General features: G+C 72.5%; 18 protein-coding genes. 12 read left to right on the forward strand and 6 right to left on the reverse strand.

The genetic code is table 11. The annotated features are described in order from the left end of the window. Window positions 1-23: 23 nt before the first annotated feature. A complete protein-coding gene (locus D5H75_RS34825; RefSeq protein ID WP_119930857.1) occupies window positions 24-1,292 on the forward strand; it encodes an APC family permease in 1,269 nt (422 codons plus the stop codon). A gap of 35 nt (window positions 1,293-1,327) precedes the next feature. On the opposite strand, the gene D5H75_RS34830 is transcribed toward D5H75_RS34825, so the two are convergent. Further along, window positions 1,328-1,840, reverse strand: a complete 513-nt coding sequence (locus D5H75_RS34830) for an HNH endonuclease (protein ID WP_119930858.1) — start codon at window positions 1,838-1,840, stop codon at window positions 1,328-1,330. A gap of 346 nt (window positions 1,841-2,186) precedes the next feature. Here D5H75_RS34830 and D5H75_RS34835 point away from each other — a divergent pair, with 346 nt between their 5' ends. The 4 genes from D5H75_RS34835 to D5H75_RS34850 all read left to right on the forward strand — a co-directional run bounded on the left by D5H75_RS34835 (window position 2,187) and on the right by D5H75_RS34850 (window position 8,205). Further along, on the forward strand, window positions 2,187-2,939 hold the full coding sequence (locus tag D5H75_RS34835; RefSeq protein WP_119930859.1) for a hypothetical protein: 753 nt from the start codon (window positions 2,187-2,189) through the stop codon (window positions 2,937-2,939). Window positions 2,940-3,041: 102 nt separating this feature from the next. Next, on the forward strand, window positions 3,042-3,977 hold the full coding sequence (locus tag D5H75_RS34840; protein ID WP_119930860.1) for a hypothetical protein: 936 nt from the start codon (window positions 3,042-3,044) through the stop codon (window positions 3,975-3,977). A gap of 37 nt (window positions 3,978-4,014) precedes the next feature. After that, the gene (locus D5H75_RS34845) at window positions 4,015-6,087 is read left to right on the forward strand and encodes a prolyl oligopeptidase family serine peptidase (RefSeq protein WP_119930861.1); all 2,073 of its coding nucleotides are present in this window, start codon (window positions 4,015-4,017) and stop codon (window positions 6,085-6,087) included. 132 nt (window positions 6,088-6,219) lie between these two features. After that, the gene (locus D5H75_RS34850; protein WP_202638796.1) at window positions 6,220-8,205 is read left to right on the forward strand and encodes a metallophosphoesterase; all 1,986 of its coding nucleotides are present in this window, start codon (window positions 6,220-6,222) and stop codon (window positions 8,203-8,205) included. 245 nt (window positions 8,206-8,450) lie between these two features. On the opposite strand, the gene purU is transcribed toward D5H75_RS34850, so the two are convergent. Both purU and D5H75_RS44705 read right to left on the reverse strand, forming a co-directional pair. Next, window positions 8,451-9,281 (reverse strand): formyltetrahydrofolate deformylase, encoded by an 831-nt coding sequence (gene purU, locus D5H75_RS34855; protein ID WP_119930863.1) that lies wholly within the window; start codon window positions 9,279-9,281, stop codon window positions 8,451-8,453. Next, on the reverse strand, window positions 9,278-9,796 hold the full coding sequence (locus D5H75_RS44705) for a glycine cleavage T C-terminal barrel domain-containing protein (protein ID WP_119930926.1): 519 nt from the start codon (window positions 9,794-9,796) through the stop codon (window positions 9,278-9,280). The genes purU and D5H75_RS44705 overlap by 4 nt, the downstream gene beginning before the upstream one ends. Here D5H75_RS44705 and D5H75_RS34865 point away from each other — a divergent pair. Further along, window positions 9,705-10,151 (forward strand): NUDIX hydrolase, encoded by a 447-nt coding sequence (locus D5H75_RS34865; RefSeq protein ID WP_119930864.1) that lies wholly within the window; start codon window positions 9,705-9,707, stop codon window positions 10,149-10,151. The two genes, D5H75_RS44705 and D5H75_RS34865, sit on opposite strands and share 92 nt — an antisense overlap. Window positions 10,152-10,394: 243 nt before the next feature. Here D5H75_RS34865 and D5H75_RS34870 read toward each other — a convergent pair whose 3' ends face one another. Beyond that, a complete protein-coding gene (locus D5H75_RS34870; protein WP_119930865.1) occupies window positions 10,395-10,892 on the reverse strand; it encodes a GNAT family N-acetyltransferase in 498 nt (165 codons plus the stop codon). Continuing rightward, complete coding sequence (locus tag D5H75_RS34875) at window positions 10,889-11,959, reverse strand: NsdA family TPR-like regulatory protein (RefSeq protein WP_147425380.1); 1,071 nt, start codon at window positions 11,957-11,959, stop codon at window positions 10,889-10,891. Before D5H75_RS34875 ends, D5H75_RS34870 begins: the two co-directional genes overlap by 4 nt. An 84-nt stretch (window positions 11,960-12,043) precedes the next feature. On the opposite strand from D5H75_RS34875, the gene D5H75_RS34880 reads away from it, so the two are divergent. The 6 genes from D5H75_RS34880 (at window position 12,044) to D5H75_RS34905 (ending at window position 17,725) form a co-directional block, all read left to right on the forward strand. Further along, window positions 12,044-12,421: a hypothetical protein gene (locus D5H75_RS34880; protein ID WP_147425381.1), complete on the forward strand. Its 378-nt coding sequence runs from the start codon at window positions 12,044-12,046 to the stop codon at window positions 12,419-12,421. Between the two features lie 358 nt (window positions 12,422-12,779). Then, window positions 12,780-13,037, forward strand: coding sequence for a hypothetical protein (locus D5H75_RS34885; RefSeq protein ID WP_119930868.1), 258 nt, complete (start codon window positions 12,780-12,782; stop codon window positions 13,035-13,037). A gap of 530 nt (window positions 13,038-13,567) precedes the next feature. After that, complete coding sequence (locus D5H75_RS34890) at window positions 13,568-14,551, forward strand: mechanosensitive ion channel family protein (protein WP_242454689.1); 984 nt, start codon at window positions 13,568-13,570, stop codon at window positions 14,549-14,551. 519 nt (window positions 14,552-15,070) lie between these two features. Next, the gene (locus D5H75_RS34895; RefSeq protein WP_119930869.1) at window positions 15,071-15,445 is read left to right on the forward strand and encodes a globin; all 375 of its coding nucleotides are present in this window, start codon (window positions 15,071-15,073) and stop codon (window positions 15,443-15,445) included. Window positions 15,446-15,457: 12 nt separating this feature from the next. After that, window positions 15,458-17,008, forward strand: a complete 1,551-nt coding sequence (locus D5H75_RS34900) for a glycoside hydrolase family 13 protein (protein ID WP_119930870.1) — start codon at window positions 15,458-15,460, stop codon at window positions 17,006-17,008. A gap of 183 nt (window positions 17,009-17,191) precedes the next feature. Further along, entirely contained in the window at window positions 17,192-17,725 is a 534-nt protein-coding gene (locus D5H75_RS34905) for a DUF6461 domain-containing protein (protein ID WP_147425382.1), read from the forward strand. 16 nt (window positions 17,726-17,741) lie between these two features. On the opposite strand, the gene D5H75_RS34910 is transcribed toward D5H75_RS34905, so the two are convergent. Next, complete coding sequence (locus D5H75_RS34910; RefSeq protein WP_119930872.1) at window positions 17,742-18,671, reverse strand: sodium:calcium antiporter; 930 nt, start codon at window positions 18,669-18,671, stop codon at window positions 17,742-17,744. Between the last annotated feature and the right edge of the window lie 25 nt (window positions 18,672-18,696).

Raw genomic sequence — 18,696 nt, forward strand, 5'->3', positions numbered from 1 at the left:
CGGAGATCACACACTCGTGCCTCATGAGTCGTCTCACCGTCGCCCAGGGAACCGCCCTCTACGTCGGAGCCGTGCTCGGCACCGGCGTGCTCGCCCTGCCGGGGCTGGCCGCCGGGATCGCGGGGCCGGCGTCACTGCTGGCCTGGGCCGCGCTGGTGGTGATGTCGGTCCCGCTGGCGGCCGTGTTCGCGGCGCTGGGCGGCAGGTATCCCGACGCGGGCGGGGTCGCGACGTTCGCCGAGCGGGCGTTCGGGCGGCCGGCGGCCACCGTGACCGGGTGGTGGTTCTACCTCGTGGTGCCGATCGGGGTGCCCGCGCTGGGGATGTTCGGCGGGGCGTACGTCGCCTCGGCCGTGGGCGGGGGCCGCGCGGTCACGCTCGTGACCGCCGGGGTGCTGGTCGCGGTGGCGCTGGGCGCGAACTGGGGCGGCCTGCGGGTGTCGGGCCGGCTCCAGCTCGCGCTGATGGGCGTCCTGGCCGCGCTGCTGGTCGTCACGATCGTGGTCTCGGCCCCGCACGCGCGGGTGGAGAACCTGACCCCGTTCGCGCCGTACGGCCTTTCGGCGGTCGCGCCGGCGATGGCGCTCCTGCTCTGGTCGTTCAACGGGTGGGAGGCGATGGCCCAGCTCTCGGGGGAGTTCGCCGACCCGGCGCGGGACATCCGGCGGGCTACGGCCGCCGCGCTCGTGATCGTGGGCGTGCTCTACCTGGGCGTGGCCGCCACCAGCGTGCTCGTGCTGGGGCCCGGGGCCGGGCGCACCGACGCGCCGCTCGCGGTCATGCTGGCGCGGGCGCTGGGCTCCTCCGCCCAGCACGCGGCGGCGATCGTCGCCGTGGTGATCACGCTGGGCCCGCTCAACGCCTACCTGGCCTCGGCGGCCAGGCTCGGGGCCGCCCTCGGCCGCGACCGCGCCCTGCCGTCCTGGCTGGCCCGGGGCGGTCGGGCCGGTGAGGTGCCGCGCCGCAGCCTGGCCGTGCTCGCCGCGGGCACCGTCCTGGTCTTCGCCGGGGCGGCGGGGTTCGGCTGGAGCGCGGACCGGCTCGTGCTGATCGCCACCGCGTTCCTCGTCGCGACGTACGCCATGGGCATGGCGGCCGCGCTGCGCCTGCTCCCCCGCTACCGGGCCGGGTGGTGGGCGGCCCTGGCCGGGCTGCTGTTCGAGCTGGGCCTGCTGGCCATCGGCGGGTGGCACGTCCTCGGGCCGCTCGCGGTGGCCGCCGCCGCGCTCGTGTCGGAGCGGCTCCGCCGTACCGAGGGGGCGGCCGCGCGGGAGCCGTACCGTGTGGGGTGAGACCGGGCCGGGCGCGGGCGCGCCCGGGCCGGGCGTCAGGCGGCGGTCTGTCCGAGGTAGGGCACCCAGAGGGGGTCACCGTCGCCGCCGAGGGCGCCGATGAGCCGCCAGTGGGCGCCGCGTGGCACCACCGGGGCGACGCGCAGCGTCCACCCCAGCTCCTCCAGCAGTCGGTCGGCCTTGCGGTGGTTGCAGGCGCGGCAGGAGGCGACGCAGTTCTCCCAGGTGTGGGGGCCTCCCCGGGACCTCGGGACCACGTGGTCGATCGTCTCGGCGCGGTGGCCGCAGTAGGCGCAGCGGAAGTCGTCGCGCCGCATCAGCGCGGCCCGGGTGAGCGGGATGCGCGAGCGGTAGGGGATCTTGATGTAGCGGCGCAGGCGGATCACCGACGGCACGTCCACGGCCCGGGTCGCCGAGTGCAGCACGGCGCCCCGCCCGTCGCGGTGGACGACGTCGGCCTTCTCCCGCAGCACGAGGACGACGGCCCGGCGCAGCGAGAGCGTGGTGAGAGGTTCGTAGGTGGCGTTGAGGAGCAGGACCTGGCGCATCACGAGACCCCTCGCGAGCGCGCCACCGCGCGGGCGGCCGAGCACACTGGGAGAGGGGTCGCGCCGAGGCGCGACCCGGCTGGTGGCCCGCAGTCACGCGGTCCGGGCGCATCCGTCACGTAGACCTCCGCCGGAAGGCCTGCGGACCGATCGCCGCAGTGGCCGTCCTTACTTCAAGTGTGACCTCTGGATCGCCCCTGCCGCCACCCCAATTCGCGGTGGCCTCAGCGGCGTCATCCCCCTGATACCCACCTGCCCGCCTTCCGACGCCACCTGATCCACTCGCCCCTTTTCCCCGCTCCGCATACCATGACGCGGTTTCCCACGAATCAGCACAGAAGGCGGCATGCCGACACCCACACCCCTCCGAGGCGGCCTCGCCGTTCTCCTCCTGACCGGGCTCGCGGCCTGCGGTTCGCCGACGTCCGGGGCAGGCGCTCCCCCGCCCTCCGCGCTCCCGACCGCCCCCGCGGACGCCTCCCCTCAGCAGCTCTCGGCCCTGCTGGCCGACCGCATGGACCGGTACCGGAGCTTCCGGTTGCACCTCACCACGGACCACAAGGGCGGGAAGCGGGTCGTCTACGACATGGCCGTGGACAGAAGGGGCGCGCACCCGCTGATCGACGCGAAGATCTCCCTGTCGGACGGCCCGCGCCTCCGGGTCGTCCTGACCGCGACGCACAGCTACACCGACCCCGGCGCGTCCGGCGCCCGGTGGATCAAGAACTCACTGACGGGCGACGGCCCGGGCGCCCGCCTTGATCGGGCCCTGGCCGACAAACTGCTCTACGCGATCGAGGCGAGCGGCGATCGCCGCACGCTCGGGAGCGGGCGGGTCACCTCGACGATGCGCGTGGCGCGCGGGAGCGGCCACGAACACCGGTACATCGTCCAGGTCGCTCCCGAGGCGGCCCGGCGGAGCGGCGTCCGCGAGTACGAACTCTGGGTGGACCGGCGCGGTGAGCCCCTGCGGCTGGCCCTGATCCCGGTCGGCCCCGACGGGCCGAAGCGGTGGGACCTCACCTTCTCCGGCTGGGGGCAGGGCGCGGTCGCGGATCCGCCGGCGGGAAAGATCCACGATCTAAGCCGCAAACCATAATGAATCCCCTATGTCCTGGGAATTCACTGACATCGGCACGATCTTTGGGTGATTTCGCTAGCATGGCCCGGCTTACGCAAGCCTTATACGAGGGGATTTTTCATGCTTCGCCCTGCTAAGTACGTCGCCGCGGGGGCGGCGGCGCTGGCCCTGGCCGCGCTGACCGCCTGCGGCTCCCAGAGCCCCACGGCCACCGACGGCGGGGCGAAGCCCCCGGCCGCGGCGAGTGAGGCGGCCTCCTCCGCGCCGGCCGCGCCGCCGAAGGCGACCATCGCCGAGGTCTCGTCCCTGATGCAGAAGCAGATGGAGACGCACAAGAGCGCCAAGATCGAGCTCACCATGGACGCGGCGGGCCAGAGCACCAAGTCGATCATGGCCTTCAGCCTGGCCTCCGGCACGCCGGAGATCGACATGAAGATGAACGACCCGCAGCAGGGCGAGATCCGGATGGTGATCCTCAAGGACGCCCTCTACATGCAGACCGGCAAGGACGCCGCCCCCGGCAAGCCCTGGGTCAAGGTCTCCTTCGACTCCAAGGACCCCGCCTCGGCGATGTTCAAGGCCATCGGCGGCGCCATGTCCTCCAGCGTGAAGATGGCGCAGAACTCCGAGCTGAACGCCGCGGGCGAGCTGGTCTCCTCCACGCAGGAGAAGGTGGGCTCCACCGACACGACGCACCACACCATCAAGATCAAGATGGACGAGGCGTTCGAGAAGATCGACATCAAGAAGTACATCAAGGACACCCTCGGCAGCGTGAAGTCGGCGCTCCCGCCGGGCGAGGCCGCCAAGCTGGAGAACGAGACCGCCGGCATCACCGACCAGCAGATCGCCGAGGTCAAGAAGATGTTCAAGGGCGTCGTCGCGACCTACGAGCTGTGGGTGGACGGCCAGGGCCTGCCGGTCAAGTCCTCGATGGACATGCCGATCCAGGGCAAGTCCACCAAGATGGACATGGTCTACTCCGAGTGGGGCAAGGTCACCGTCCAGGCGCCCCCGGCCGACAAGACCGTGGACATGAAGGACGTCAAGCAGTAAGTCGGGCCACGCGGGCTCCCCTTAGTAGGGTGCCCTCATGACGCGAACGCCGTACCCGCCCGCACGCCGTGACGACATCGTGGAGGAGATCCACGGCATCCGGGTCGCCGATCCCTACCGGTGGCTGGAGGACCCCGAGTCCCCCGAGACCAAGGAGTGGCTGGCGGCCGAGGACGACCTGTTCCGCGACCACCTGGCGAGCCTGCCCGGGCGCGAGAGGTTCCGCGCCCGGGTCGCCGAGCTGCTGCGCTCGGGGGCCGTCGGGGCGCCGGCGTGGCGGGGCGGGCGGCGGTTCTTCATGCGCCGCACGGCGGAGCAGGAGCACGCCGTCCTCTACACGGTGGACCCGGACGGGACCGAGCGGGCCCTGATCGACCCGATGGCGATCGACGCCTCCGGCCTGACCACGCTGGACTCCTGGCAGCCGGACAAGGAGGGCCGCCGCCTGGCGTACCAGCTCTCCGAGGGCGGCGACGAGGAGTCCACGCTGTACGTCATGGACGTGGAGTCCGGCGAGCGCGTGGACGGGCCGATCGACCGCTGCCGCTACTCCCCCGTGGCCTGGATGCCCGGCGGCGAGGCCTTCTACTACGTGCGGCGCCTGCCGGCCGACGCCGTGCCGGAGGGCGAGTCGCAGTACCACCGCCGTGTCTACCTGCACCGCATCGGCACCCCGGCCGACGATGACGTGCTGATCTTCGGCGACGGCATGGAGAAGACCAACTACTACGGCGTCTCGGTGAGCCGGGACGGCCGCTGGCTGACGGTCTCCGCCTCCCGGGGCACCGCGCCGCGCAACGACGTGTGGCTGGCCGACATCGCCGCCTCCTCCCCCGACCGCCCGGCGCTGGTCACGGTGCAGGAGGGCATTGACGCCCAGACCGGGCTGTACGTCGGCCGCGACGGCCGGATGTACGTCTTCACCGACCGTGACGCCCCGCGCGCCCGGCTGTGCGTGACGGACCCCACCACCCCGTCGTACGAGACCTGGCGCGACCTGCTGCCCGAGGACCCCGAGGCGGTGCTGAGCGACTTCGCGATCCTCGACGACCTGGACCGGCCGGTGCTGCTCGCGGGCTGGACCCGCCACGCGATCAGCGAGATCACCGTGCACGACCTGGCCACGGGCGAGAAGTTGGGCGAGGTGCCGACGCCGGGCCTGGGCTCGATCGGCGGCATCAGCGAGCGCCCGGAGGGCGGCCACGAGGCGTGGTTCACCTACACCGACAACACCACGCCGACCACCGTACAGCGCTACGACGCCCGCACCGGCGAGACCACCCTGTGGGCCAAGGCCCCCGGCTCCGTCGAGGTGGGCGAGGTCGAGGCCCGCCAGGTGGCGTACACCTCCAGGGACGGCACCACCGTGCGCATGCTGGTGATCGCCAAGCCCGGCGAGCACGGTCCCCGCCCGACCATCCTGAACGGCTACGGCGGCTTCGGCATCTCCCTCACCCCCGGCTACTCCGCGTCGATCCTGGCCTGGGTCGAGGCCGGCGGCGTCTACGTCGTCGCGAACCTGCGCGGCGGCGGCGAGGAGGGCGAGGAGTGGCACCGGGCCGGCATGCTCGGCTCCAAGCAGAACGTCTTCGACGACTTCCACGCGGCGGCCGAGCACCTGATCGCGACGGGCGTGACCACGCCGGACAGGCTCGCGATCAGCGGCGGCAGCAACGGCGGCCTCCTGGTCGGCGCCGCGCTCACGCAGCGTCCCGACCTCTACGCGGCGGTCGTCTGCTCCGCGCCCCTCCTCGACATGGTCCGGTACGAGAAGTTCGGCCTGGGCGCGACCTGGAACGTGGAGTACGGCAGCGCCGACGTGCCCGAGGAGTTCGCCTGGCTGCACGCCTACTCGCCGTACCACCAGGTGCGGGAGGGCACGGCCTACCCGGCCACGCTGTTCACCGTCTTCGACAGCGACACCCGGGTGGACCCGCTGCACGCCCGCAAGCTCTGCGCCGCGCTCCAGCACGCCACCTCCGGCGACAAGCCGATCCTGCTGCGCCGGGAGACCGAGGTCGGGCACGGCGCGCGGGCCGTCAGCCGCTCGGTGGACCTGTCCGCCGACACCCTCACCTTCATGGCCGCCCACACCGGCCTGTCCGTCTGACCCGCCCTCCCGCCCGGTGGTACGGCTCGCGCGAGCCGTACCACCGCGCGGGGGCCTCTTGTGCGCCTCCGCGTAAGATCGCCGACGCCTCCGGATAACGGGGAGGTCGTTTGGATCCGGTTGGGTTTGGCCGTGATCCGTACCAAGCACATCTGCGCGGCCCTGGCGGCCGCGGCGCTCTCGACGTTCGCCGCGGTCCCGGCCGGCGCCGATCCCAAGCCGGTGACCGTGGACGTCGTCTCCGACGTCCAGGGCGACACCCGGGACTTCGCCGTCACGCTCAACGAGCTCGACGCGCTCGGGAGGGCCGACCACCTGGCCTTCAACGGCGACCTGGTGCCCAACGGCAGCGAGCGCGACTACGAGCAGCTCTTCCGGACCGTGGAGACCAGTCCGCACCCGCCGATCTCGTACTCCATCGGCAACCACGAGTTCTACACCTCCGACCCCGACCCGGTGGAGGTCGCCCGGTACAAGCGCTACACGGGCATGCCCGGGCCGTACCACTCCCGGACGGTCCGCGGGGTGCCGATCATCCACATCGGCACCACCGACGGGACGTACGCCTCGGGGCACGCGGTGGTCCTGGGCGAGGAGCAGCTCACCTGGCTGGCGGCCGAGCTGGCGAAGTACCCCGCCGACAAGCCGGTGCTGCTGTTCAGCCACCACCCGCTGCCGGACACCGTCTCCGGCACCTTCGCCGAGCCGGTCGAGGACCAGGCGCCCAAGGTCTACCGCAAGGACTACAAGGAGGCCGACCGGCTCCTGGGCATCCTCGGCAAGCACCCCAACGTCGTGCTGTTCACCAGCCACACGCACTGGGACCTGCGCCGCAACGACTGGATGAGCCGCCGGACCGTGCCGGGCGGGCACCCGGCCGGGTTCGCCGCCGTCAACACCGGCGCGGTGCAGACCTCGTTCGGCCCGGACGGCAAGGGCGGCGAGAAGGGCCTCAGCGCCGCCGAGAACTCCGCGCTGCGCGTCCAGGTCTTCCCCAAGAAGGTGCGCATCGAGTCGCGTGACTTCTACCGGCGCGAGGTGATCCGGGCCGTGGAGATCCCGATGGGCGGCGACTACAAGCCCGTCGAGGTCGCCAAGCCCGCCTGGCCGGCCAGGCCCGTCCCGCCGCGCAAGCCGCACGCGCTGACCGGCACGATCGGCAACGAGACCTTCGACGGCGTCAAGCTCCAGCCGGCCGTGGACGAGGGCATCCCCGCCGACCTGCTCGGCTGGACGCACCAGGGCCCCGCGGGCTGGAAGGTGGAGACCAGCGAGGCCATGCCGGACGGCATGCGCGAGTGGCGCGGCTGGTCCTTCGTCACGCCCAGGTTCTGGACCGCCGCCGACACCCAGCTCCGCGAGGCCTTCTCCCGCGGCGACGGCGTGATCGCGGTGGCGGACTCCGACGAGCACGACGACAAGGACAACCCGGCCAAGGTCGCCCCGTTCGACTCCACGCTCGTCTCCCCGGCGTACCGCGTCACCGGCGGCTCCACCGTCCACGTCGGCTTCGCCTCGCACTACCGGCAGGAGGACCGGCAGCGGGCCCGAGCCTACGTCCGGTTCAGCGACGGGACGGAGCGGGAGCTGCTGGCGTACGGCCCGGGCACCGCCGACGACGCCGGCACCCGCGACCAGTACGTCACCCGCGAGGTCCAGGTCCCGGCGGGCGCGACCTCGATGGAGGTGCGCTGGCGCATGCACGACGCGCGCAACAACTGGTACTGGGCGATCGACGACGTGCAGGTGAGCGCGGCCAAGGTGGTCGCCCCGGTGACCGGCATGAGCGCCGAGCCCGCCGCCGACGCCCGCGACCTGCCCGGCAAGGGCTGGTGGCTGCCCCAGGCCAAGGTCACGGTGACCGACTCCAACGGCGCCCCGGTCTCCCGCGCCCTGGTCGAGGTCCGCTTCTTCACCAAGGGCGACGCCCACTGGCCGGACGGCTCCTACACCACCCGCCACGGCTGGACCGACGCCCAGGGCGTCACCACCATCATGGGCCAGGGCCCCACCAAGGCCGAGTACGCCTGGGTGACCGTCCAGAAGATCACCCACCAGACCCTCGGCGACTCCCCCGCCACCACCGCCGCCAAGATCCTCCCCCCGCCCAACTCCTGACGTGCCACCCCCGGTGCGGCGCACGGCTCGAAGCCGCGCGCCGCACCGGCGCATCCGCGTGACCCCCAGCCGCCTCAGGCGCCTCGGAGGCGGGCGGTCACGCCGTTGCAGCCGTGACGCCAGGCGTCAGCGGCGGAAGCCGGTGAGGGCGGCGGGGTCGAAGGGGACGGAGAGACCCCGGGGCTCTCCGGGACCGGCCCTGGCGGCCAGGACGCAGCGGCCGCCCTCGTGGGGTGAAGGCGGGGTCAGCGGAAGACTATGGTGCGGTCGTCGTTGCGGAGGACCCGGTGCTCGGTGTGCCAGCGGACGGCGCGGGCGAGGGCCAGGCACTCCAGGTCGCGGCCCACGGCGGCCAGTTCCTCGGGGCCGTGGGTGTGGTCGACCCGGGCGACCTCCTGCTCGATGATGGGGCCCTCGTCCAGGTCGGGGGTGACGTAGTGGGCCGTGGCGCCGATGAGCTTGACGCCCCGCGAGTGGGCCTGGTGGTACGGCTTGGCGCCCTTGAAGGACGGGAGCGCCGAGTGGTGGATGTTGATGACCTTGCCGGCCAGCTTCTCGCACAGGTCCGTGGACAGGACCTGCATGTAGCGGGCGAGGACGACCAGGTCGGCCTGGTAGTGGCCGACCAGGGTGACGATCTCGGCCTCCTGCCGCTGCCTGGTCTCGGGCGTGACCGGCAGGTGGTGGTAGTCGATGCCGTACGACTGGGTGAGCGGGCGCAGGTCCGGGTGGTTGGAGGCGACCGCGACGATGTCGATGTCGAGCAGGCCGCTGCGCGTGCGGTAGAGCAGGTCGTTGAGGCAGTGGCCGAGCTTGCTGACCATGACCAGGACGCGCGGGCGCACGCTCATGTCGTGCAGTTCCCAGTCGCAGGCGAACTCCGCCGCGATCTCGGCGATCTCCCCGCGCAGGTCGACGCCGTCGTACTGGACCCGCAGGAAGAAGCGGCCGCTGTGGCGGTCGCCGTACTGCTGGCTCTCGGTGATGTTGCAGTCGTGCCGGGCGAGCAGCCCCGACACGGCCGCGACCACTCCGGGCCGGTCCGGACAGGACAGCGTCAACACATACGTGCTCATGCCTTCACCTTCGAGGATGCGGGGTCGTACGGGGCCTTCGTCTGGACCTGCGCCGAGAACGTCCCGCCGGCGACGTCCACCGGGAACGCGCCCTCCGCGCCGTCCACGTATCCCGGCCCGGCCGTACGGCCGAGGGGGTGGCCGTGGGCGGCGGAGGTGACGTAGCCCGCCGGAGAACCGTCTCGGAGCAGCAGCTCACCGCCCCGGAGCTGGACGTCCGGGTCGTCGAGCGTGATGGAGACAAGCTTACGGGCGACTGCGGAGAGTCGTGGCCGTTCGTCCGCGTGCGGGCTGATCGCCCGGGCCTGGGTCGTCCGTTCATCCGGCCCGGCGGGGAGCGCGGTGCGGCCACCGGGAGCACGGTGCGGCCACCGGGAGCGGCATGAAACGATGACGTGCCGGACGGCGTGCGTGGAGGTGCGAATGGCCGGCGACCGGCCCGCGGTGCGGATCGTCTGTCTCGACGGGGAGGACCGGGTGCTGCTGATGCGCTGGCGTGACCCGGTGAGCGGGATCGCCTTCTGGGAGCCCCCGGGCGGCGGTGTGGACCCGGGTGAGACCCCGCTCGCGGCCGCCCGCCGCGAGCTGCATGAGGAGACGGGCCTGGACCCGGCGGCCGTGATCGACGTCTCGGTCCCGGTGGACCGCGACTTCACCTGGCTCGGCGTCCACTACCGCAAGATCGAGCCCTTCTTCGCGGCCCGCTTCGACGGCACCCCGGTGGCGAGCGCCGCCGCGTTCACCGACGAGGAGCGCGAGACCTTCCTCGGCTGTGCCTGGTTCACCCCGGAGGAGATCAAGGCCCTGGACGAGGTGCTGGAACCCCCGGACCTGCCCGAGGTCGTCGAGCGCCTCCGGCGCCTCCTGTAGACGGGCCCGCCCGTCCCGGATCTCCGTCTTCGACGACCTGCCGTCGCGAGAGGCGGTCCGCCCCCGGTGACGAGGTGCGGCCGCGCGTGGACGCCGCGCATGTCCAGGTGTTCCCCGCCTGAGGCGGCCGCACCTGGCCGGCTCGCTCCGCCTCCGGCGATGGCGCCGCGGAGAGAGGGCCGGTGAGCGCCGATCTCGCGTTCGCGTCCCCGATCGCGAGATCGGCCCCCGTCGCAACCGTCCTCAGGTGGAGGACTCCCGCTGGGGCTGACGCACGGGCAGACGCTTCTCGCCGTAGATGTTGACGAGGCCCCCCACCGTCTCACGACGGATCTCGCGCCAGCCGAACTTGCGGTAGAGCTCGATCGCGGCCCCCTGGTTGAGCGTGGTGTCACCGCGGAGCACGGAGTAGCCCAGCTCGATCGCCCGGGCCTCCAGCGCCTCCACGATGGCCGCGCCGTATCCCCGTCCCTGGAAGTCGGGGTGCACGCGCAGGCGGCACATCTCCGCGGCTGCGTCATCCAGCCGCCGAAGCCCGCCCATCGCCACGATGCGGCCCTCGACCTCGCCCACCAGGAACTCCCCGTTGTCGTCGAGGTAGTACTCCTGCAGGCGCGGGAAGTCGTCGTCGTAGTAGACGCCGTCTCCGGGCCGCAGCCCGACCTGCGCGAGCCCCACCCGGTGTAAGTCCCAGACCTCGTCGAGGTCCTCGGGGCGGAAACGCCGGATCGAGAACGTCATAGGTCCATGGCTCCCTGCTTCTCGTTGGACTCGTTGTCGCGGATGGAGGCGAGGAATTCCTTGAACTCCCGCACCGCCCGCCCGTTGGCGTCCTTGTGCTCGGCCGTGGTGAGCAGATCCTTGGCCCGCTGCAGCACGATGTCGGCCTTCTGGTGCTCGGCGTCGAGGCGCTGGATGGCCTCCATGCCCAGGCGGAGCGCCTCGTCGGGGTCGCCCTCGAGGAGGCGGCAGCGCGCGCGGTCGAAGCGGATCAGGGTCGGGTCGAGCCACTCGGTCTCGTAGGCGTCGAGCGCCTTGAGCAGGAGGACCTCGGCCTCCTGCGTCTGCCCGATGCCGGTGAGGACGTCGCCCTGGTGGAAGAAGAGCTGTTTCTGGGTGTAGCCGAAGGCGGCGTCCCGCTGGTGGTCGGGCCTCATCTGGGAGAAGGCGCTGCGGGCCCGGGACAGGGCGTTCTTGGCCTTGTCGACGGCGTCCTTGCGCCCGTTGCCCGCCAGGGCCGCCAGGGCCCGCGCCTCCACGATCGGCGCCATCGCCGCCGCGGCGCACGGGGTCTGCCCGGCCAGGCTCTGGCTCTTCTGGGCGAGGTTGATCGCCTCGCGCATGTCGCCGTAGTAGAAGGGCACCAGCGACTCGCGGACCGTCACCCAGGCCCGCAGGGCCCGGTCGCCGGTCTCGTCGGCGGCCGTGCGGCCGGTGCGGAAGAAGGATCGCGCCAGCCGGTGATCGCCCACGTCGATCATCAGGATGCCCGCGAGGCCGGCGAGTTGCGCGGCCAGCTTCAGCAGCCGCTCCTGGGTGTCGTACGGCTGGCGCCGGCTCAGGGCGTGGCGCACGGAGCTGAACTCCAGCAGCACGTCGCAGAGCAGGCGGAGGGTGGGCACGTTCATGTACTGCCGGCCGAAGCTGGCGACGTTGCCCTCCCATTCGTCGAGCATGGCCGGGGACACCGTCGCGGACGCCAGGGTGTCGTCCATCCTGCGACGGGTGTTGTCCACGGCGCCGAGCAGCTTGTCGTCGAGCGCGACGGCGCTGCCGCCCAGCAGAGTTAACAAGGTCCTGCGTAGCACGTTCTCGTCCTCCTCGCCCCCACCCGGCGAGGTGTTCCTGATGACAGGCGTGTCCGCCGTGGGGGAAGTGTCGGGTTTACCTTCTTGGAGGTCGCCACGGGCCTGGCCGGACGGTCTGCGGTGGTCATGACCGCAGATGCACGGGCCGTCGTACCCGAGGGCGACCGGTTCGACGCGGTAGACCTGGCACAGGTAATGGAGGTATTCGGGTCCGGGTTTCTTGAGCCCGCTTTCGTACGCGGACAGAAGCGTCTCACCGATGCCTGGCACCGGCTTGCCGTCCACATCGAACAGGGCGCGCACCTGTTCGATGACGTCGGCCAAAGCGATTCCGTGCGCGAGACGGTGGGCCTTGATCCTCGTCGTGGCGAACTGAGGTCCGCACTCGTCGTGGATCTGCTCGGCGATCTGGGCCATGCCGGCCCCGGTGGCGAGGCCCTTGGCCCGGATCCGCCGCGCTAACTCCGTCTCCCTGTGCTGTCTGCCGGACATGACCGGCCCCTCTCATCCGCGGACCGCTGGGCCCGGCGCTGGCAGGTCCAGATGGTCGCGATCATCCCGACCGGTTCCGCTCCCGCTGACTCAGTGTGACCCCGAGGTCGCACTGTGCCAATCGAATGATTGCATCAGCGACACCCTTGTGAAGCGGAGCCGTGAGGCTCTTGGGCGAGAATCCTCCTCCAGGGACGAGGTTTCGTCCGCCCAACAAGAACATACCCAGTCCTGAGCCGCCTGTCCGTGTCGTTGACCGGTTGCGCTAAGTGAGACATGTTGGCGGTCAGCAGCGAAGCGCGGTTCTCACTCAGGAGGTGGAGGACAGGTGGGCCAGGACGACTTCGGGCACCTGGAGCGGCTGGTGGCCGAGCTTGATTCCCAAGGACTCCTCGCACGCATCGTGCGCACGAGGTCGGGCCGACCCTTCGTCCGTGTGATCAACCCGATCGCGACCACGCTCGCCGAGAACGTCACCTACCGCTCGCAGGACTTCTGGTGGTCCTGGGGCGAGCGGATGCACCGGGGGGACGATCCGGCGGGCGCCGCCACGAAGGTGGCCCACGTGCTCGCCGCGGTGGAATAGACAGGGCAGAGCGATGCGACGAGGACTCGAGAGCCGAACCGGTCCTCGCTCATCGCGCCACCGCGGCCCCAGGGGCCGGCGGCACGTCCGGTGCGGAGCGTCCGATCCAGCCCGGACGCTGGGCGTGCCGCCGGCTCCGCAACCCCACCCCACCGGATGGGGGGTGTGGTGCCCGCCCCGCCGCCGGCAGACCGGCGGGGCGGGCCGGATCCCCCCGCGGAGGCGCTGCGATCACGCCGCCTTCGCGGGGCCGGATCCCGCCATCCGCCCCATAGGCCCCCGCGCGGGCACGCGCCCGCGCGGAGGCGAGGGGGTCCCCCTCGGATACGGCTCAGGATGCGCTTCCGGGTGCGCATCCCGTCCGCGCCCGACGTCACCGGTGTGCTCCGTGCCCGCCCTCCGCGGCCCCGGGCCCTGGCACACCCGCTCCCCGGCGTAAGGTGACGATGGCCGGGTCACTCGGCACTATGGTTACCGTTGCATAACGGGCCATTTTCGCCAACCGACTCGATCTGAGGGGGATCCACCTCGTGCTCCAGCTCTCGCCAGCGCCGACGCCGACCGGCATCCCGTCCGGGGACGAGGTCTACAAAGCCGTCGAGGGCACGTGCCGCGACGGGATCCTCTGTCCCGCCTTCACCGCCCTGTTCCCCGACCAGGCCTGGGTCGTGCTGGTCGCGGGGCTGGCCGACATCATCCTGATCCTGATCATCGCGCTGCTCATCCGCAACCTCGCCCACCGGGTCATCACCCGGCTGACGACGAGCGCGGCCGAGGGCACGATGCCCAAGCGCTTCCGCCGGCGGGTCCCCGAGCTCGGCGAGGGCGGGCCCATCCTGCTGACCGAGCGCCGCCGCCAGCGCACCGAGACGCTCGGATCGGTGCTCCGATCCATCGCCTCCATCCTGATCCTGGGCACGGCCGTGCTGATGATGCTGCAACGGCTGGGCTTCAACCTCGCGCCGCTGCTGGCCAGCGCCAGCGTCGTCGGCGTCGCGGTGGGCTTCGGCGCGCAGAACATCGTCAAGGACTTCCTGGCCGGGGTGTTCATGCTGCTGGAGGACCAGTACGGCGTGGGCGACGTCATCGACGTGGGCCAGGCGAAGGGCACGGTCGAGGCGGTCAGCCTGCGCATCACCCGGCTCCGCGACATCAACGGCGCGGTCTGGTACGTCCGCAACGGCGAGATCACCCGCGTCGGCAACGAGTCCCAGGGGTGGGCGCGGGCCGTCCTCGACATCCCCGTGGCCTACACGGCGGACGTCTCGCGGGTGCGCGAAGTGCTCAGGGAGACCGCCGTCCGGATGTGGGAGGACGAGGCGTACCACGGCGCGGTCATCCTGGAGGAGCCCGAGGTGTGGGGCGTCGAGGCGCTGTCCACGGACTCGGTGGTCATGCGGGTCGTGGTCAAGACCGTGCCGCTCAAGCAGTGGGAGGTCGCCCGCGAGCTGCGCGTCCGCGTGAAGCAGGCCCTCGACGAGGAGGGCTTCGCCGTGGCGGCCGCCGCCACTTGAAGAGCCGAGGAGTCCGCGGCGGCGGAGTCCGCCCCGGCCACGCCCGCCGCGGCCCCCGCGGCGCCCGCCGCTCCGGCGGACCCTGCCCGCGCCGAGGACGGGAGGTCCCCCGGCGACGGGTCCCGGCCCGCCGACCAGGAGAGGCCGGCCACCAGGGACACCCCGCCCCCGCCCATCCCGTGAGGACCGCCCCGCGCGCCTGACCCGCCGGCCCCCGGCGTACGGCTCCCGCGTCCCTCCGCACCGCCCTCCGCACCGCCCCTCCGCACCGCCCTCCGCACCGCCCGCACGGCCGGTGGCCCGCGCCACGGCCGTGCTTTTTCATCCCGGGGGGAGGCCTTCTCTTCCCCGGGAGTACTTCCTCCTGCGGCGATCCTGGCGGCCGGTGCGCGGCGAGGTGGGCCGCTGCCTGGGCGTACGGCCCGCGCGGGCCCGGCGGGGCCGTACGGGGGCGGGAGGGGCGCGGTCGCCGGGGAGGGCGTGCCGGGTGGGACGGCATAGGCTGGGAATGTGGCTGAGATGACCTTCTACGAAGCGGTCGGCGGGGAAGAGACCTTCCGCCGGCTGGTCCACCGGTTCTATGAAGGCGTGGCGGAGGACCCGCTGTTGCGCCCGATGTATCCGGAGGACGATCTGGCGGGCGCCGAGGAGCGGCTGCGCCTGTTCTTGATCCAGTACTGGGGAGGTCCCGGCACGTACAGCCAGGAACGCGGGCACCCGCGATTGCGCATGCGGCACGCGCCGTTCGTGATCGGGGACGCCGAGCGCGACGCCTGGCTCAAGCACATGCGCGACGCGGTGGACGAGTTGAGCCTGCCCGACGAGCTGGAGAACCGGCTCTGGGACTACCTGGTCTACGCGGCGCACAGCATGGTCAACGCACCCGCCCGGTAGGAGGTATCCGCGGTGCCCTGGTGGCGCGACGCCGTCGTCTACGAGATCTACGTCCGCAGCTTCGCCGACGGGAACGGCGACGGCGTGGGCGACCTGCCCGGAATCCGCGCACGATTGCCGTACCTCGCCGACCTCGGCGTGGACGCGGTCTGGCTGACGCCGTTCTACCGGTCGCCGATGGCCGACGGCGGATACGACGTGGCGGACTACCGCGACGTCGATCCGCTGTTCGGGGACCTGCGGGACTTCGACGCCCTGGTCGCCGAGGCGCACCGGCTGGGGCTGCGGGTGATCGTGGACGTCGTGCCCAACCACAGCTCCAGTGAGCACCCCTGGTTCAAGCAGGCGCTGGCAGCGGGGCCGGGGAGCCCGGAACGCGAGAGGTACATCTTCCGGCCGGGCTCGCCCGAGCCGCCCAACGACTGGCGGTCGGTCTTCGGCGGCCCGGCCTGGTCCCGCTCGCCCGACGGGGAGTGGTACCTCCACCTGTTCGCGCCCGAGCAGCCCGACTTCAACTGGCGCAACCCCGAGGTGCACGAGGAGTTCGCCCAGGTGCTGCGGTTCTGGCTGGACCGGGGCGTGGACGGGTTCCGCATCGACGTGGCGATGGGGCTGTACAAACGGCAGGGCCTGCCCTCGGTCGGCGACCCGGCGCTGATGTCGCGGCACTCCGGCCTGCCGTTCTGGGGGCAGCCGGAGACCCACGGCGTCTACCGCGACTGGCGGCGCGTCCTGGACTCCTACGAGGGGGACCGGGTGGCCGTCGGCGAGGTGTGGACGGACAGCGCCGAGGACCTCGCCCGCTACGTCCGGCCCGACGAGCTGCACCAGACGTTCAACTTCCGCTGGCTGGAGGCGCCCTGGTCGGCCGAGGCGTCCCGCCGGATCATCACCGAGACCCTGGACGAGGTGCCCTCGCCGACCTGGGTGCTGTCCAACCACGACGTCGTGCGGCACCTGAGCCGGTACGGCAACGCCGCCCGCGCCCGCGCGGCGCTCCTGGCGATGTTGTCCCTCCCCGGTTCGGCATACCTCTACCAAGGGGAGGAACTCGGCCTCCCCGAGGTGAAGGATCTTCCCCCTGAGGCCCGGCAGGACCCCATCTTCGAGCGGTCGAAGGGCGAGCTGGCCGGGCGCGACGGGTGCCGGGTGCCCCTCCCCTGGTCCGGCGCCGAGCCCCCGTTCGGCTTCTCACCCGCGGGCGTGGCCCCCTGGCTGCCGCAGCCCGCGGCCTGGTCCGCGCTCACCGCCGAGGCGCAGGCCACCGATCCCGGTTCGACGCTCTCGTTCTACCGTCGCGCCCTGGCCCTGCGCCGCGCCTTCCGCGACCGTCTCCCGGACGGGATCCGGTGGCTCGACACGGGCGACGAGGACCTCCTCGCCTTCACCCGCGGCGACCTGACCTGCGCCGTCAACTACGGCTCGCATCCGGCCCCCCTCCCGCCCGGCGCCCCCGTCCTGACCAGCGCCCCCGTTCCCGCCGCCACCCTGCCCCCGGACACCGCCGCCTGGCTCGCCACCGGCGACCTCGCCACCGCCCTCTCCCGCCCTGGCAGCCCCTGACCGGATGGCCTCGCCCCGGAGCGGGCCGGCCCGGCGGCCCCGGCCGTCCCCCTCCTCCCGTGCGGCTTCGGCGATCCGGGGGGCGGGCTCCCGCTGATCCCGCCCCGCGGATTGTCGGGGACGCCTGACAGGATGCGCAGGGACTCGCCCCCCGGGCCGGGGGCCTTTGACGATGGAGATCCCATGAGCGCTTCCTGGTTGGATGACCCGTGCTGTGTCGTCTTCGTGCGGGGGCTCACGCCCGAGGAGGCATTGCGGCGGCTCGGGGCCGAGCCGGTCGACGACGACATGGAGGCGGGTGATGTCGCCTACGGCCTGATCAGGGCCGAGCGGGCCGAGGGCGGCACGGTCCTGATCGAGTGGAACGGCTTCTCGGTCATCATCGAGAGGTTGCAGAGGCCGCTGTCGGCCGGGACGGTGAGCGCGGGGGTGTTCCGCAACGTCAACCACGACCAGGAGTTCGTCCACTGGGCGGATGGTCACGAGGTGTTCCGCCTCGATCCGGCCCTCCCGAGTGATTCGCTGGAGGACGAGGAGGGCGCCGAGCCGTTCCTCGCGGACCTCCGGGCCGTGGGGCTGCTCACCGGCGACGGCGAGGACGGGCCCGACGCCGACGCCGAGCTCGCCGTCGCCCTGGCGATGCGGGTCACCGGCGTCACCGCCGACCCCGCCCTCGTCTCCGAAGGAGAGGGACCGCGGGGGCTCGTCAGGTACTGACGGGCCCGGGGGCGAATCAGCCGAGGAGGGGGAGGGCCACCAGGTAGGCGCAGGCCAGGAGGACGCTTTCGGGGCGGCTCAGGCGGAGGTCGCGGGCCAGGACCAGCCAGGCGAGGAGGCTGGTGCCGGCCATGAGGGCGACGACGACGGGGCTGAAGCCGGTGCGTTCGAGAGCGTCGATCATGCTGAGCCGTACGGCGACCTCGCGGGCGTCGGAGCCGAGGGCGAGCAGGGCGCCGCCGAGCAGGCTGCCGAACAGGTTGGCGCCCAGGAGGGAGCCGACGACCAGGTCGGGTTCGCGGCGGCGCTGGGCGCGCACGACGGCCAGCAGGTCGGGCAGCGAGGTGCCCAGCGCCACGAGCGTGAAGCCGAGCACGGTCGGGGAGACGTCCAGGTGGGTGGCCAGGTCCATGCCCCCGGACACGAGCAGGTGCACCCCGGCGACGGTGCCGGCCAGGCCGAGCGCCAGCCGTACGGCCTCGGTGCGCGGGGAGCCCGGGTCACGCAGGCGGGCGGCGCCGACGAAGCGGGCGAGCAGGAGGGCCGCCACGGCGGCGGCCCCGGCCAGGACCAGGCCGTCCACCACGGTGAGGCCGCCGAACAGCAGCAGCCCGAACAGGATCACCGCGGCGGCGGAGAGCGGGGCCTGGCGGCGGGGCTGGGGGGTACGCAGGATGACGGGGCGGACCAGGCCGGCGACGCCGAGGACGAGCGTGAGGTTGAGCACGTTCGCGCCGACCAGGGTGCCCGCGGCGATCTGCGGGGCGTCCGCGGCCACCGCGTCGCCGGTCACGATGAGCTCGGGCAGCGCCGCCGCGAGCCCGACGGCGACGGCGGTCAGGTGGCGCAGCCGGGCCGACAGCCGCCCGGCGGCCAGCAGCAACTGGTCGGCCGCCACGACGGTGAGCACGAATCCCGCGGCCGCCCAGCCAAGCGAAACGAGCACCTGGCCTCCCGTGGTCGGGGCGCGG

The sequence above is a fragment of the Bailinhaonella thermotolerans genome, assembly GCF_003594875.1.
GTDB classification, from domain to species: Bacteria; Actinomycetota; Actinomycetes; order Streptosporangiales; family Streptosporangiaceae; genus Bailinhaonella; species Bailinhaonella thermotolerans.